Genomic DNA, 14,254 nt, shown 5'->3' with positions numbered 1-14,254 from the left:
CGTTCGGTCCGGTTACAGTTCGGTCCAGTCGAGGACCACTTTGCCGCCGGTGCCGCTACGGGCGATTTCGAAGCCCTTTTCCCAGTCGGCTGCGGACAGCTTGTCGGTGACGACGGCGGAGATGCTGCGGTGCAGTACGGGATTGGAGGACAGCATGGCGCTCATGGCGTACCAGGTCTCGAACATTTCACGGCCGTAGATGCCCTTGAGCGTGAGCATATGGGTGACAACCTTGCCCCAATCGATGTCGATGGATTGGCTGGGAAGGCCGAGCATGGCGATGCGGCCGCCGTGGTTCATGTTGTCGATCATCTCAGGCAGTGCCGTGGGGTGTCCCGACATTTCCAGTCCGATGTCGAAACCTTCGCGCATGCCCAATTCCTGCTGTGCTTCGCGGACGCGCATCTTGGACACGTCCACAGCGAGGTCAACGCCCATCTGGCGGGCCAGTTCCAGGCGCGGAGCGGACACGTCCGTGATGGCGATTTTGCGGGCACCCGCGTGTCGGGCGACGGCAATGGCCATCAGTCCGATGGGACCTGCTCCCGTGATCAGTACGTCTTCGCCGACCAGCGGGAAGCTCAGTGCGGTGTGGACAGCGTTACCGAAGGGGTCGAAGATGGCGCCGAGTTCCGGGGTGACGGACTCATCGTGGTGGACCCAGACATTGGTTTCCGGGATGACGACGTATTCGGCGAAGGCACCGTCGCGCTGCACGCCGACGGAGACGGTGTGGATGCACATCTGGCGGCGTCCTGCACGGCAGTTGCGGCAGATTCCGCAGACCACGTGTCCTTCGCCGGAGACCCTGTCCCCTACTTTGACGTCGCGGACGTCCTCGCCGATTTCCACTACTTCGCCATAGAATTCGTGGCCGGCAATGAGGGGCGTTTCGATGATGCCTTGGGCCCAGGCGTCCCAGCTTTGGATGTGGAGGTCGGTGCCGCAGATGCCGGTGGTCATCACACGGATTTTGACGTCGCTGGGGCCCGCTTCGGGCTCGGGACGTTCGACGAGTTCGAACCCTGCGTGCGGTCCGGATTTGTAGAGAGCCTTCATGGAATTCCTCACTGCTGGGGCTGCTTCGCTGCTGCTGAGTCCATTAGAGCCCCGCCAACGATTTAGCACAACTAGATTCTTCTCAATCAACGATTTAGGATTTGCTAATGGAAATTCATCAGTTGCAGATGCTCCGTGAGCTCGGAGACTTAGGAAGCGTCAAGGCCGTCGCTGAAACACTGATGGTGACCCCCTCGGCAGTTTCCGCAACAGCTCGCCCTGCTGCAGAAGTCCGTTGACGTGCCGTTGACGCGTAAAGAAGGCCGGGCACTGGTGCTCACGGATGCAGGCCGCGTCCTCGCTGAGGCGGGGGCCGCCGTCGGGAACGCCATGGCAGATGCCCGGGCGGCGATCGGCGCCTATCACGACGCTCCCGACGCGCCGGTCAGCGTGAGCGCCTTCCACAGTGCCGGGCAGGCGCTGTTTGCGCCGTTGGCGGCGCTGTTGGCGTCCGACGGCGGGAAGTCGCCACGCCTTCGACTCTCCGATGAGGACGTGGCCCAGGAAGATTTTCCGGGGTTGGCCGCCCGGTACGACCTCGTGCTGGCACACCGCATGGACAACAGCCCGACCTGGCCTGGGGACAAAGTAGCGGTGATTCCTCTCGCCGACGAGCCGTTGGACATCGCGCTCCCCGCGGCTCACCCGCTGGCATCCCGGCGCGAACTGGAGCCGTCCGACGTCGTGGATGAGCCGTGGGTGACCAGCCGCGATGGCTACTCGCCCGCGGACGTCCTTGCCGCCGTCGTTGCCGTGAGCGGTCGGCCCGCAGAAGTGCTGCACCGCATCAACGACTATTCCACCGTGGCGGCGCTGGTATCTGCCGGTGGCGCGATCGGGCTATTGCCGCGCTTCACGGCCCGCCGTGTATTGGACGCCGGCGTGGTTTTGCGTCCACTTTCCGGGGTGAATTCGGTGCGCAAGATCGACATCCTGGCCCGGCCCGAGACGCTAAAACGGAAATCGGTCATGACGGTTTGCGAGTCACTTCAAACCGTCATGACCGAGCTTTCCTCACCCCGCTGACCCGCAAACGGTCAGTCGCGGACCAGGGCGGGCTGGCCGGCGTCGAAGTACTCCACGAGTTCGGCGGGGAGCTCTGGAACCTCACGCGCGGAGCCGTCACCGCGCAGCGATTCCGCCGCGAGGATACCGGCCACCACTGCCTGACGTGCGGCGATGGGGCTGGTCTGGGTCTGTCCGCCTTCAGACGCGAAGCGGAGGAACTCCTCGATCAAGCGGGGGTCGGCACCGCCGTGGCCGCCTTCGCCGTCCTGGATGGTGATGACCTCGTCCGGCGCTGCATAACCCGACGTCCGGCTGGTCCACACATTGATGGTTTCGCCCGGCCCGTCGCCAAGGTTCTCAATCCGGCCCTTGGTGCCGATGACGGTGTAGTTGCGCCAGTAGTCGGGTGTGAAGTGACACTGCTGGTAGGAGGCCAGGACACCGTTGTCCAGGACCATGTTCATCATGGAGATATCCTCGACGTCGATCACCTCCGCAAGGTCCTTCTGTTCCATCGGCGGCCAGTTGTCCATGGAGAACCAGTCCCCCATGCGCTTGCCGGTGTTGTTGCTTCGATTATTCACGTCACCGTAGACAGCAAGATCACCGACGGCGGCAACCCGCTTGGTGTATCCACCGGCCAACCAATGGATCACGTCGATGTCGTGGGCGCCCTTTTGGAGGAGAAGCGACGTGACGTTGGCGCGCTGGGCATGCCAGTCCTTGAAGTAGTAGTCACCGCCGTGGCCGACGAAATGGCGGCACCAGACCGCTTTGACCTCGCCGATCCTGCCGTCCTCGATCAATTGGCGCATCTGGACCACCACAGGCATGTGGCGCATGTTGTGGCCAACGTACAAACGAGTGCCCGTTTCGTATGCCGTGGTCAGGATCAGGTCCGCGGCCTCCACTGTGATGTCCAGTGGCTTCTCACAGAAGGTGGGGATGCCTGCCATGAGCGTTCGGACCGCGACGGCGGCGTGCTGGTTGTCGGGCGTCAGGACCAACACCGCATCGATCCCGCTGTTCAGCAGTTCTTCCAGGTCCCCCGTAACGCGCGCCGACGGAATGCGTTCTGCGGCGTCTGCCCGGCCGCGTTCACTAAGGTCACAAACAATGGTGACCTCCGAGCCTTGGCCCGGCTTATGGGCGTGCTTCCACAGCCCTGAACGCAGGCCGAAACCCACGATGCCGACCTTCAAATCCTTTTCCATGGTGTGCAATTTCCTTCTGCTGTTTCCTAATAAAGCCTGGTTGCGGCGCTGCGGTGCGGCGCCGATTCACGCACGAACAAATGCCAAGGGAAGTCAAGAACGCCGGGTTCAGCTGCTGCCGCGTGGCCGGCCTGCCCCGTTGCCCTACGCAGGAGCAGCCTGGCGAGTTTGTCGAAAAAATCAACGGGACCCACGGTGCTGAGGGAAGGCGACATCCGCGCACCCTCCACCGTGTTGCCCACACCGATGATGTCCACATCCGTACCCACTGCGAGGCCAAGGCGCTGGGCGGCGTTGATGGCGCTGACCGCGGCGTAATCCGTAGTGGCATAGATGGCCGTGGGACGGTCCGGCATGCTCAGCACCCGGGTTGCCGCGGCGTACGCCCCTGCACTGGTGCCATCGAACAAGCCCACATAGTCGTCCCGCTCCGGGACTTTCGCCGCGGCCAAGGCGTCGGAGTAAGCCAGGTACCGCGTCCCGCCGGAAGTGCCCGCGGCTGTTGCCGGGGTCAGGCAGGCGACCTTTCGGTGGCCGTGGAGCAAATGCTCCACGGCCATGCGGCAGCCGGGACCGGCGATGGAACGGATGACGTCAAAGCCGTCCGCTTGTACCTCTTCGTCAAAGACAACCAGTGTGGTTCCGTGCTCAGCGAGCTTGCGCAGGGCATCCCGCTGCTCAGGACGGACTGCATCCACGAACACAGCATCGGCATTGTGAGTGCCGAGTACTTTGACCCAATCGGCGTCACCCAAAATCATTGGGGTGATGCCCAGCGGAACGGCCGCCTTCTGCACGGCTTCGATGACGGACAGTGACCACGGATCGGACAGCATGGTCAGCGAGAGAATCACCGTGTTGGTGCGGCCCGTCCTGATCGCACGGGCCGCCTGGTTGGGGCGGTAGCCCAGCCGCTCGGCAGCTGCCTTGACCTTTTCCGCCGTCGGATCCGAAACGCCCGGTCCGCCATCGCCCCGGCGACCTGATAGCACGTAGGAAACCGTGGCCGTGGAGACGCCCGCCAGTTCGGCCACCATACGGATGGTTGGTCTGACTCCGGTGCTGCTCGCTTTTGCCATGGTTCCCCCTGCTGGTGTCCTTGTATTTGCGCGTTGGTGCGTTGTTGGTTTGAGGCTAGCCTCTGAATACCGGCGCGTTGGGGTCCAACGCGGCCTGGTACTCATCGCGCATCTTGTCGCCGCCCTCGCTCTTCCAACGCTTCACCGCGTCCTTGAGCTCGTCGATCTTGGCGCGGCCAGTGATGATGTCCACCACCTTGTCGCGCAGCTGCTTGGTGATCTTGGCGCCCACCTTGGCATTAGTGTCCGAGTAGGAACCGTTGGTGGGGTTGCGCCACGCGAACTCGAGCAGCTTTTCTTCCTGCTGGCTGACGTAGCGGGTGTCGTCGTCGAAACCGGGGTTGAAGATGACGTTTTCCGGGCTGGACATAATGTTCAACGCCGAGACCAGGCCGGGTGCGTTGGTGGTACCCGTCTCGGTGCGTGCCGGGTTGCCGGAGGCGTCGATGGTGTAGTCCTGGCCCAGCTCGCCGAAGTTCTTCTGCATGTACTCCACCGTGCCGAACGGCGCTGACAGGTAATTGATCAGCGAGAGCAGTTCGCGGATCTTGCCCTCTTCAGCCTTCTTGAACGGCGTGAAGCCCACGGTGCCGTAGCCCATGTCGTAGACGGGCTTGACCTTTCCGTCGGCACTGAACGGAATAAGGATGTCGAACTGCGTACCTTTGGCAAGGGCGCGGTAACTGCGGATGTCATGGGGTCCGGAGACAACCTGGGCTGCCACGCTGCCGTTGGCTACGCGCGAGCGGATGTCCGTTGCTTTGGAATCCGGGTAGAAGACGCCCGCTGCAAACATCTTTGCCGTGAACTCCACGCCTGCCATATATTCGTCTGTTTCATAGAGGTGCGTGAGGGTGCGGTCCTTGTTGACGGCCCAGCTGTTGGGGGCGCCAAACCATTCGGTGACCATGTGGAGGGCATTGATATAAGCCGGTTCCAGGGCGTACTTCTGATCTCCCGGGCGCGTCAGCTCCTTGGCTTTCTCCAGGAATTCATCAGCACTTCCCGCCTCAAAGCCGCCCACCTGCGCCCACACGTCGTGGTTACCCACATACACCTGGCCGAACGGGGTACTCGGGATGGGTGCGCCCCAGATCTTGCCGTTCACGACGGCGGTCTTCCAGGAATCGGGCTTCAGCGCCGCCAGGTTGGGGTACTCGAGCACGGCGTCACCGGAGAGGTACGGCGTCAGGTCCTGGAACTTGGCTTCGAGCATCGGACCGACGTTGGGGATGCCCTGGTTCGGCGGAACCCACATCATGTCCGGGAGATCGTTGCTGGCCAGGACGGTGGCGAACTTGGCCGGGTAGCCGTCCCCGATGTCTTCGGCGATCTGGAGTTCCAGGTCGCCGCCGAGTTTGGCATTGAGCCGCTGCCAGAAGGGGTTGTCGTGCAGGCCCGGGCTCATGGTGTCGAATGTTTCGGTCAGGCCGGTCACCTTGCCCTTGAGCGGCGGCGTCTTCACGGACTGCACAGCAGTGGGCAGCTTGAAGTAGCCGGCTTGGAGGCCCTTGGCGTTACCCGCGATGTCCGGGGTGAGGCCGGTGAATTCCTTATACGTGGGCAACTTGACCGAAGCGGAGGCAGCGGCGCCTCCGCTGCTCGCGGCTCCGCCGCCACCACAGGCGGACAAGCCTGCGGCGGTTACTGCCAGGCCTGCGAGGCCAAGGAAACCGCGGCGGCTGAATCCAGCCTGAGAGGTAGTGCTCGTCATGGCATAACCCTTTCTGGTTACTTGCTGAGTTTCTGGGTGTTGGGGCGTGTGAGTGTTGACTTGGGTCTAGCCCTTGACGGCGCCGGTGATGACGCCCTTGGCAAAGTGCTTCTGGAGGAACGGGTAGACCATCAAAATCGGGACGAGGGCTACTACCACCACTGCCATCTGGATGGACTGCGGCGGGGGCGTGGTGGTGATTCCCAGCTGGTCCGCTGCGCCGCTGCCCTGGACAACGAAGTTGCGGAGCAGCAACTGGATGGGCCACTTACTGTGATCGTTGATGTAGAGCAGGGCGTTGAAGAACGAGTTCCAGAAGCCGACGGCGTAGAACAGCCCTACGACGGCGATCACGGCCTTGGACAGTGGCATCACGATGCGCCACAGGATTTGCCAGTCGTTGGCGCCGTCGATCCTGGCGCTTTCGATCAGTTCCCCCGGGATGTTCATGAAGAACGAGCGCATGACCACAAAGTTGAAAGCTCCGAAGATGCCGGGGAGGATCAGCGACCACAACGAGTCCAGCAGGCCGAGTTGGCGGATCATCAGGAAGGACGGGATGAGGCCCGGCGCAAACAGGAGCGTGAACAGGACTGCGAGGATCACCGGCCGGCCAAACAGAACCGTGCGGCTGGTGGCGTAGGCCATGGTGATGGTCACGAACAGGGCCAGGATGGTGCCCACCGCGGTAACCAGCATGCTGACCCCGAGTGATTGCAGCACCATGGGGCCCTTGAAGATGGTGGCGTACGCCTCCAGGGTTGGACGTTCGGGCCAAAGCACAAAACCGCCGGCCTTTACGAGTTGCTCAGTGTCGGCTAGTGACGTGGAAACGACCAACAGAATGGGTGTCAGGATGGACAAACTGAACACGATCAGGACCACTGCTTTGACGGTCTGATACAGCGCGGAAGGCTTTTCCTTCCATACCGGGCGCTTGGGGTTGTACGTCAGTTCCCGGGGTTTCTTGGTGAAAAGTGTTGTTGCCATGGGATTCTCCTTGTGCGGCAGCCGCGCGGGCCATGTGGCTTTCAGCGCGCTTGTTTTGCGAAGATTCCGTCTTCGCCGAAGCGGTGGGCAAGTTTGTTGGCGCCGTAGATCAGCAAGGCGCTGACAACGCCCTTGGCCAGGCCGGCTGCTGCGCCTGAGCTCCAGCCGCCTCCCACTACGCCGGTGTAGTAGGTGAAGGTGTCCAGCACCTCCGCGGCTCCGGCGCCTACGGCATCACGCTGCAGGATGAATTGCTCGAAGCCGACTGAGAGGATGTCGCCGATACGCAGGATCAGAAGGAGCACGATCACGGGTCTCAGACCGGGGAGGGTGATGTGCCACATCCGGCGCCAGCGTCCGGCACCGTCAGCCGCTGCAGCCTCGTAAAGCGAGGCGTCGATGCTGGCAAGGGCTGCCAGGAAGATGATCATTGCCCAGCCTGCGTCTTTCCAGATCATCTGGACCACCACCATGACCGGGAATGTTTCCGGGTTGGTCATGAAGGGAATGGGATCCATACCCCAGTCCCGGAGCAGGTTGTTGACGAAACCTGCACCGCCCAGCATCTGCTGGAAGAACGCGATGACCAGCACCCAGGAAAGGAAGTGCGGCAGGTAAGCGATGCTTTGGAATATTCGCCGGACCCGGGTGCTGATCAGTGAGTCCACAATCAGGGCCAACACCAGCGGCACCGGGAAAAGGAAGACCAACTGCCAGGCGGCCAGATAGAGAGTGTTCCAGAAAGCGTGGATGAAGTCCGGATTGCCGAACAGGTCCACAAAGTTCTGCCAGCCCACCCACAGGCTGTCCCCGATGCCCAGGTAAGGCTGGTAGTCCTGGAACGCGATGACGTTGCCCAGGATGGGGATGTAGAAGAAGAGCAGCAGGAAGGCTACACCCGGCAGCATCATGAGCAGCATCTGCTTGTCGCGTCGCAGACGGGACCGGAAACTCTGCTGCGGGACCTTGCTCCTCTTCCGTTTCTTCGGACCGGATCCGGAGGCGTTTCCACCCGGCGGGCCCGGGACTCGGCGAGCTTCGGGCAATGCCGGAGCCTGTTCCGTCGTCGAGTTCATGCTGTCTCCTCATGTGCTGAGCCAGGACCATCGTTGTGATCCAAACCACGCTCGTTAACCGTTTAACAAACCATAAGTGACCCGCATCTCTTTTTGCAAGATTATGATCGAAACTGAGCGCAGAAATCAGTTTTCATCATCCCCGGGATGGTGGCGGGACTCGATCGTGGTGAACAGGGCGTCCTGGGCTGGGTTGCTTGGCCCTCGCACCCGCTGCCGCCAATCGCCCCCGTAACAACGGGGAGCGCGCGGCGTAAAAGGGTGCGCCGCCTGGGAACAAGTGGCGCACAGAGTGGTAAAGGATGCGCCACTCACTAACCAGGGGTGCACCGGCAAGGTCGAGGCAACGTTAGGCACCCGACGCTCCCCCGATAAAGTACTAGCAGGTCCAATTCAGATAGAAGGTTGACATGGCAGATTGCTGTAGCCCGGGCGCTGGTGCCCGGGAACACTGGATGCCGGGGCTGAGGCTCCCCCTGCGAACGGTCAGCGATCATCCGGCGGCGAGCACCGCCGTCGAGCGTTCCGCCCATGGTGCCGTGCCTTCAAAGGAGGCAAAGGACGCCGAGATTCCAGCGGGAACCTTCTCCATGGGTGATCCCTTCAATGAAGGCTACGACGGCGACGGCGAGTCCCCAGTGCACGAAGTATCCGTCTCGGCATTCCGGATCGGCGCCACCACCGTGACGAACCAGGAATTCGCTGAGTTCGTCGACGCCACCGGCTACCGCACCGAGTCGGAAACCTACGGAACATCCGCGGTGTTCCACCTTGCCGTGAAAGCAAACACGCACGACATCCTGAACCGGGTCAATAACGTCCCGTGGTGGCTCAACATTCGTGGAGCCGATTGGGCGCACCCTGCCGGACCACTCTCTAACTGGGCAGACATCCCCGACCACCCCGTCACCCATGTGTCGCACAACGATGCCCTGGCGTACTGCCAATGGGCGGGTCGCCGGCTACCCACCGAAGCTGAGTGGGAATACGCGGCCCGTGGCGGGCTGTCCGGACAGCGCTACCCCTGGGGGAATGAACTCCACAACGATGCCCCAGGCGAGACCGCTCACAACTGCAACATCTGGCAAGGGGAATTCCCTTCCCGCAACACGATCGATGACGGCTACCTCACCACTGCGCCTGCCACGTCATTCCGCCCCAACGGCTACGGGCTGTACCAAACCAGCGGAAACGTCTGGGAGTGGTGCAGCGACTGGTTCCTGCCCAAGTATTACAAAACGTGCCACGCACAAGGAACGGTGGAGGACCCGCAGGGGCCAACCATCGGCCGCGGAAGGGTCATGCGCGGTGGCTCCTACCTCTGCCACGATTCTTACTGCAATCGCTACCGTCTCGCAGCGCGCAGCTCAAACACGCCGGACTCAGCCAGTGGCAACCTGGGCTTCAGGACCGTGGCGCTCTAGTTCCTGGGGCCGTGGCCCCTGTGCCCGTGGCCTTTCACGCCGGCCGGCAATTCGCCGGACACGATCTTGGCTGCGGCCACCGAATCGCCCTCTTTGGTGCCGCTGACTCTAACCGTGTCGCCGGTCTTGAGGTCCGCAGCTGTGGCCGACGGCAGCGTGGGCTTACCCTTGCCGTTCCTGAGCTCCGACAGGTCTGCGGGAACGTTGGTGATCCGCGTATCCGCAGTCATCGAATAGCGTTGCGTGAAGCCGTCTTCGCTCTTCACAGTCATCTCGGTTTCGCTCACCGATTCGATGGTGCCGGTTTGCGTGACGACCGTGCGGTAGGTCCCGTCCTGCTGTTTCACGACGTGTTCGCCGTGGATAGCCTGGCCGCGGCCTTCGGTGGCCTTGGCTTTCGCCGATGCGGACGGGTTGGGTGACGCAGAAGAGCTCGACGGCGAGGGGCTGGGCTGGGTGCCCGCCCACACGGCGGCGGCCCCGCCGCCGGTCAATGCAACGGCGATCCCGCCGGCGAGAAGGCCTTTACGGAGGCCTGGTGTTAGGGTGGCCATGCATCCATTGTGCACCCCTCCCAACAAAAAGTAGCCCGCAGTTGTGGTTGTTCTGAGCTCTCAAAACAACCACAACTACGAGCTACTTGGGCGTCAAACTGCGGGACTTAGCCCTCGACGCCGAGCTTCTCCAGGATCAGTTCGCGAACGCGGCCAGCGTCAGCCTGGCCACGGGTGGCCTTCATGACTCCGCCAACAATCGCGCCAATGGCTTGGACCTTGCCGCCACGGATCTTCTCAGCGACGTCCGGCTGCGCAGCCAATGCAGCGTCGATGGCTTCCAGGAGCGGACCGTCGTCGGACACCACTGCGAGACCACGCTTCTCCACGATCTCAGCCGGAGTACCTTCGCCTGCGAGCACGCCGTCCAAGACCTGGGTTGCCATCTTGTTGTTGATCTTGCCGTCTTCAACCAGCTTGTTCAGCTCGACAATGACCTGCGGCGTGACACCGAGTTCGGAAGGATCGACGTCGGCAACCTTGGCACGGCCCACGATCTCACCCATCCACCACTTCCGGGCAACATCGGCGGACGCACCGGCTGCGATGGTTTCCTCGATGGAGTCCATGACACCTGCGTTGACGACGTCGCGGAATTCCAGATCCGAGTAGCCCCATGCTTCCTTGAGGCGCTTGCGGCGCTCGGCCGGCGGCTCGGGAAGGGTAGCCCGGAGTTCCTCCACCCACTCACGGGAGGCGACGACGGGAACCAGGTCAGGCTCCGGGAAGTAGCGGTAATCGTCAGCGTCGGACTTGGGCCGGCCCGACGTCGTCGAACGCGTGTCCTCGTGCCAGTGGCGCGTCTCCTGGATGACGGGCTCGCCGGAATCCAAGACGGCAGCGTGGCGCTGGATTTCGTAACGGACGGCATGTTCGACGGCACGCAGCGAGTTCACGTTTTTGGTCTCGGACCGGATACCGAACCGTTCCCGGCCGTGCGGGCGCAAGGAAACGTTGGCATCGCAACGGACGTTGCCGCGCTCCATCTTGGCATCGGAAACACCAAGGTTTTTCACGATCTCGCGGATTGCAGCGACGTAGGCCTTGGCCAATTCAGGTGCACGGCTACCCGCGCCCTCGATCGGCTTGGTGACGATCTCAACCAGCGGCACACCTGACCGGTTGTAATCCACCAGAGAGTAGTCGGCACCCTGGATACGTCCAGCAGCACCACCCATGTGGGTCAGCTTTCCGGCGTCTTCTTCCATGTGGGCGCGTTCGATCTCCACGCGGAAGACCGTGCCATCCTCAAGCTCGATGTCAAGGTAACCGTCGTAGGCGATCGGCTCGTCGTACTGCGAGGTCTGGAAGTTCTTGGGGGTATCCGGGTAGAAGTAGTTCTTCCGGGCGAAGCGGCAGTACTCGGCGATCTTGCAGTTCAGGGCAAGGCCGATTTTGATGGAAGATTCCACAGCCGTCTTGTTCACCACCGGCAAGACACCAGGCATGCCCAAGTCAACCTCGTTGACGTTGGTGTTCGGCTCGTCACCGAAAACGTTCGGGGCAGAGGAGAACATTTTGGTCTTGGTGTTGAGCTCCACGTGGACCTCGAACCCCAGGACGGGATCGTACTTCTCCATGGCCTCTTCGAAGCTCAGGGTTGCGTCGACGGACATTAGTTGGAACCTCCGGCGGTGTTGGATACTGCACCGAGCACTGCAGTTTTCAGGTCCGGCGCCTGTGCAAGCATCGGGCCGCCCCACTTCTCTTCAAGGATGGATTCGAGCACAGCGCCCACGCGGTACAGGCGGGCATCCTGACGGGCAGGAGCCAGCAACTGGATGCCAACGGGCAAGCCGTCTTCGTCGGCCAAGCCACCCGGCAGGGACAGACCCGGGATACCGGCAAGGTTGGCCGGGATGGTGGCGACATCGTTCAGGTACATCGCGAGCGGATCGTCCAGCTTCTCCCCCAGCTTGAACGCCGTGGTGGGCGCCGTGGGCGAGATCAGGACATCGGCCTTCGCGAACGCGGCGTCGAAGTCGCGCTGGATCAGCGTCCGGACCTTCTGTGCCGAGCCGTAGTAAGCGTCGTAGTAGCCGGCGCTCAGTGCGTACGTGCCAAGGATGATGCGGCGCTTGACCTCATCGCCGAAGCCGGCGGCACGGGTTGCACCCATGACGCGCTCGATGGTCATGGGACCGTCCTTGGGCAGAACGCGCATGCCGAAGCGGACGCCGTCGAATTTGGCCAGGTTGCTGGACACCTCGGACGGCATGATCAGGTAATACGCACCCAAGGCGTACTTCAGGTTGGGGCAGGAAACCTCAACGATTTCAGCGCCGGCATCCTTGAGCAGCTGAAGGGATTCGTTGAAACGGTTCTCGACGCCGGCCTGGTAGCCCTCGCCGTGAAGCTCCTTGACGATGCCGATCTTCATTCCGGCAACATTGCCCACGCGGGCAGCAGCAACAAGGTCATTGAACGGATCGGTCAGCGACGTGGAATCAAAGGGGTCGTGGCCGCCGATGACTTCCTGCAGCAGCGCCGAGTCCAGCACCGTACGGGAGACCGGACCGATCTGATCCAGCGACGACGCCATGGCAATGGCACCGTAACGGGAAACAGCACCGTACGTGGGCTTCACGCCAACAGTTCCAGTGACGGCACCCGGCTGGCGGATGGAGCCACCGGTATCCGTGCCAAGCGCCAACGGCGCTTCGAAAGCGGCGACGGCGGCAGCGGAGCCACCGCCCGAACCGCCAGGAATCCGGTCCAGGTCCCACGGGTTCCGGGTGGGGCCGTATGCCGAGTGCTCGGTGGAGGAACCCATGGCGAATTCATCCAGGTTGGTCTTGCCCAGGATCGGCATCTTGGCCGCGCGCAGCTTCTTAACCACCGTGGCGTCATAGGGGCTGTGCCAGCCCTCAAGGATCTTCGAACCGGCCGTCGTCGGCTGGCCGATGGTGACGATGAGGTCCTTCACCGCAATCGGCACACCGGCGAGGGCGTGCAACTCTTCGGCGGCGGAACCGCCGGCAGCGCGGGCAGCGTCAACCTCGGCCGCAACAGCCAGAGCCTCTTCACTGTTCACGTGCAGGAAGGCATTAACCTGACCATCGACGTCGGCAATGCGGTCAAGGTGCGCTTGCGTCACCTCAACGGCGGTAACCTCGCGGGAAGCCAGCTTGGCGGCAAGATCGGCAGCGGAGTGGCGGATGAGTTCGTTCTTCAGCTCAGTCATAGTGATTAGTCCTCATCCAGGATTGCCGGGACCTTGAAACGGTTCTCGTAAGAATCCGGAGCGCCGGACAACGCCTGCTCAGCTGTGAACGTGTGGCCCACAACGTCCTCACGGAACACATTGGTCAACGGAATCGGGTGCGACGTCGCCGGGACGTCCTCACCCGCAGCTTCGCTCACGCTCTTCACCGAATCCACGATGACAGCAAGCTCAACAGCCATCCTGTCCAGTTCTTCGGCACTCATTTCAATGTGAGCCAGACGCGCAAGATGCGCGACGTCGTCACGGTTGATCGCAGCCATGGATCTCCCCTGCAAAGTTCAAATGGTTTTCCGAACCAGTCTACTTGGCTTGGGTGTGCCGGGCAGACGGTGGACAGGTGCCATGGCTCGGTTAGCCGTCCCTCCAAATCCTGGGTCCGCGGCTAGGACTGGCACGTAGTACTTCAGGGTTGTTTTCCGCCTGCGCCTCGATCTCTCGTCACTGTCTGGCCGGAAAGGACACGTCATAGGTACATGCCCATCGCCAAATTTGTCATTTCGATCGATTAACGAGGGTGGGTAGGGCGTATTGGACGGCAGTTGTTTTGGCGTACGACATTGATACCGGCAGGGCGTTGGCCGTGGTGGCGGCATCGAAGCAGCGCAGTAGTGGCTTGGCCCGGTGCAGGCAAGTGTTCGGCATGTCCGTGATGGATTGAGCGGTGCTCTCCGCAGCGGCCCTGTCTATGTTTCTCTCCAGCTTTACGGCGAGACCGTGCTGATGCCTGGCCTGCAGGCCTTGGCGCAACGGACGGCCAACATTTTTGGTGGAGCACAGGCTGCTATTGCCGCCTATGTTGCGGGTGATGAGCAGATGGCCACAACGTCCTTGGCGCAGACCAAAAGCTTGGACGTCTGGCCCGGCGCGGGTTTGCGGGTGGAACGGTTCCGTCCGGTGCCGGTGCGTTAGG

Annotated in this window: 12 protein-coding genes and 1 pseudogene; 3 read left to right on the top strand and 10 right to left on the bottom strand. The window is 62.2% G+C overall.

Features of this window, described 5'->3' with window-relative positions; all coding sequences use genetic code 11:
* Window positions 1-12: 12 nt before the first annotated feature.
* Complete coding sequence (gene tdh / locus ARUE_RS06885) at window positions 13-1,059, bottom strand: L-threonine 3-dehydrogenase (protein WP_011774180.1); 1,047 nt, start codon at window positions 1,057-1,059, stop codon at window positions 13-15.
* 107 nt (window positions 1,060-1,166) lie between these two features.
* On the opposite strand from tdh, the pseudogene ARUE_RS06880 reads away from it, so the two are divergent.
* Window positions 1,167-2,085, top strand: a pseudogene (locus ARUE_RS06880) (LysR family transcriptional regulator).
* Window positions 2,086-2,096: 11 nt separating this feature from the next.
* Here ARUE_RS06880 and ARUE_RS06875 read toward each other — a convergent pair.
* The 5 genes from ARUE_RS06875 to ARUE_RS06855 form a co-directional block, all read right to left on the bottom strand.
* Entirely contained in the window at window positions 2,097-3,290 is a 1,194-nt protein-coding gene (locus ARUE_RS06875) for a Gfo/Idh/MocA family protein (protein ID WP_014921209.1), read from the bottom strand.
* 17 nt (window positions 3,291-3,307) lie between these two features.
* Complete coding sequence (locus ARUE_RS06870; protein ID WP_014921208.1) at window positions 3,308-4,360, bottom strand: LacI family DNA-binding transcriptional regulator; 1,053 nt, start codon at window positions 4,358-4,360, stop codon at window positions 3,308-3,310.
* Window positions 4,361-4,415: 55 nt separating this feature from the next.
* Window positions 4,416-6,074 (bottom strand): type 2 periplasmic-binding domain-containing protein, encoded by a 1,659-nt coding sequence (locus ARUE_RS06865; RefSeq protein WP_014921207.1) that lies wholly within the window; start codon window positions 6,072-6,074, stop codon window positions 4,416-4,418.
* Between the two features lie 66 nt (window positions 6,075-6,140).
* Complete coding sequence (locus ARUE_RS06860) at window positions 6,141-7,064, bottom strand: carbohydrate ABC transporter permease (protein WP_011774175.1); 924 nt, start codon at window positions 7,062-7,064, stop codon at window positions 6,141-6,143.
* Window positions 7,065-7,105: 41 nt separating this feature from the next.
* The gene (locus ARUE_RS06855; protein ID WP_014921206.1) at window positions 7,106-8,140 is read right to left on the bottom strand and encodes an ABC transporter permease; all 1,035 of its coding nucleotides are present in this window, start codon (window positions 8,138-8,140) and stop codon (window positions 7,106-7,108) included.
* A 410-nt stretch (window positions 8,141-8,550) separates the two neighbouring features.
* On the opposite strand from ARUE_RS06855, the gene ARUE_RS06850 reads away from it, so the two are divergent.
* Complete coding sequence (locus tag ARUE_RS06850; protein WP_014921205.1) at window positions 8,551-9,564, top strand: formylglycine-generating enzyme family protein; 1,014 nt, start codon at window positions 8,551-8,553, stop codon at window positions 9,562-9,564.
* On the opposite strand, the gene ARUE_RS06845 is transcribed toward ARUE_RS06850, so the two are convergent.
* The 4 genes from ARUE_RS06845 to gatC all read right to left on the bottom strand — a co-directional run bounded on the left by ARUE_RS06845 (window position 9,561) and on the right by gatC (window position 13,604).
* Entirely contained in the window at window positions 9,561-10,118 is a 558-nt protein-coding gene (locus tag ARUE_RS06845; RefSeq protein ID WP_014921204.1) for a DUF5666 domain-containing protein, read from the bottom strand. The genes ARUE_RS06850 and ARUE_RS06845 overlap by 4 nt on opposite strands.
* A gap of 107 nt (window positions 10,119-10,225) precedes the next feature.
* Window positions 10,226-11,734 (bottom strand): Asp-tRNA(Asn)/Glu-tRNA(Gln) amidotransferase subunit GatB, encoded by a 1,509-nt coding sequence (gene gatB, locus ARUE_RS06840; protein WP_011774171.1) that lies wholly within the window; start codon window positions 11,732-11,734, stop codon window positions 10,226-10,228.
* Complete coding sequence (gene gatA, locus ARUE_RS06835; RefSeq protein ID WP_014921203.1) at window positions 11,734-13,302, bottom strand: Asp-tRNA(Asn)/Glu-tRNA(Gln) amidotransferase subunit GatA; 1,569 nt, start codon at window positions 13,300-13,302, stop codon at window positions 11,734-11,736. The genes gatB and gatA overlap by 1 nt, the downstream gene beginning before the upstream one ends.
* A gap of 5 nt (window positions 13,303-13,307) precedes the next feature.
* Window positions 13,308-13,604: an Asp-tRNA(Asn)/Glu-tRNA(Gln) amidotransferase subunit GatC gene (gatC, locus tag ARUE_RS06830; RefSeq protein WP_011774169.1), complete on the bottom strand. Its 297-nt coding sequence runs from the start codon at window positions 13,602-13,604 to the stop codon at window positions 13,308-13,310.
* A 361-nt stretch (window positions 13,605-13,965) separates the two neighbouring features.
* Between gatC and ARUE_RS06825 the strand changes: the two genes are divergently transcribed.
* Window positions 13,966-14,253, top strand: coding sequence for a DUF6507 family protein (locus tag ARUE_RS06825; RefSeq protein WP_162486128.1), 288 nt, complete (start codon window positions 13,966-13,968; stop codon window positions 14,251-14,253).
* Window position 14,254 lies beyond the last annotated feature (1 nt).

Source organism: Arthrobacter sp. Rue61a (assembly GCF_000294695.2).
GTDB classification, from domain to species: Bacteria; Actinomycetota; Actinomycetes; order Actinomycetales; family Micrococcaceae; genus Arthrobacter; species Arthrobacter aurescens_A.
The sequence above is the reverse complement of the archived record's forward strand: the minus strand, read 5'-3'. Positions and strand labels throughout refer to the sequence as shown.

Bases quoted from the DNA above. Each gene is read 5' to 3' on its own strand.
- ARUE_RS06855 (WP_014921206.1), bottom strand. From the start codon at position 8,140: ATGAACTCGACGACGGAACAGGCTCCGGCATTGCCCGAAGCTCGCCGA.
- gatC (WP_011774169.1), bottom strand. From the start codon at position 13,604: ATGGCTGCGATCAACCGTGACGACGTCGCGCATCTTGCGCGTCTGGCT.
- ARUE_RS06865 (WP_014921207.1), bottom strand. From the start codon at position 6,074: ATGACGAGCACTACCTCTCAGGCTGGATTCAGCCGCCGCGGTTTCCTT.
- ARUE_RS06870 (WP_014921208.1), bottom strand. From the start codon at position 4,360: ATGGCAAAAGCGAGCAGCACCGGAGTCAGACCAACCATCCGTATGGTG.
- ARUE_RS06860 (WP_011774175.1), bottom strand. From the start codon at position 7,064: ATGGCAACAACACTTTTCACCAAGAAACCCCGGGAACTGACGTACAAC.
- ARUE_RS06850 (WP_014921205.1), top strand. From the start codon at position 8,551: ATGGCAGATTGCTGTAGCCCGGGCGCTGGTGCCCGGGAACACTGGATG.
- gatB (WP_011774171.1), bottom strand. From the start codon at position 11,734: ATGTCCGTCGACGCAACCCTGAGCTTCGAAGAGGCCATGGAGAAGTAC.
- ARUE_RS06845 (WP_014921204.1), bottom strand. From the start codon at position 10,118: ATGGCCACCCTAACACCAGGCCTCCGTAAAGGCCTTCTCGCCGGCGGG.
- tdh (WP_011774180.1), bottom strand. From the start codon at position 1,059: ATGAAGGCTCTCTACAAATCCGGACCGCACGCAGGGTTCGAACTCGTC.
- gatA (WP_014921203.1), bottom strand. From the start codon at position 13,302: ATGACTGAGCTGAAGAACGAACTCATCCGCCACTCCGCTGCCGATCTT.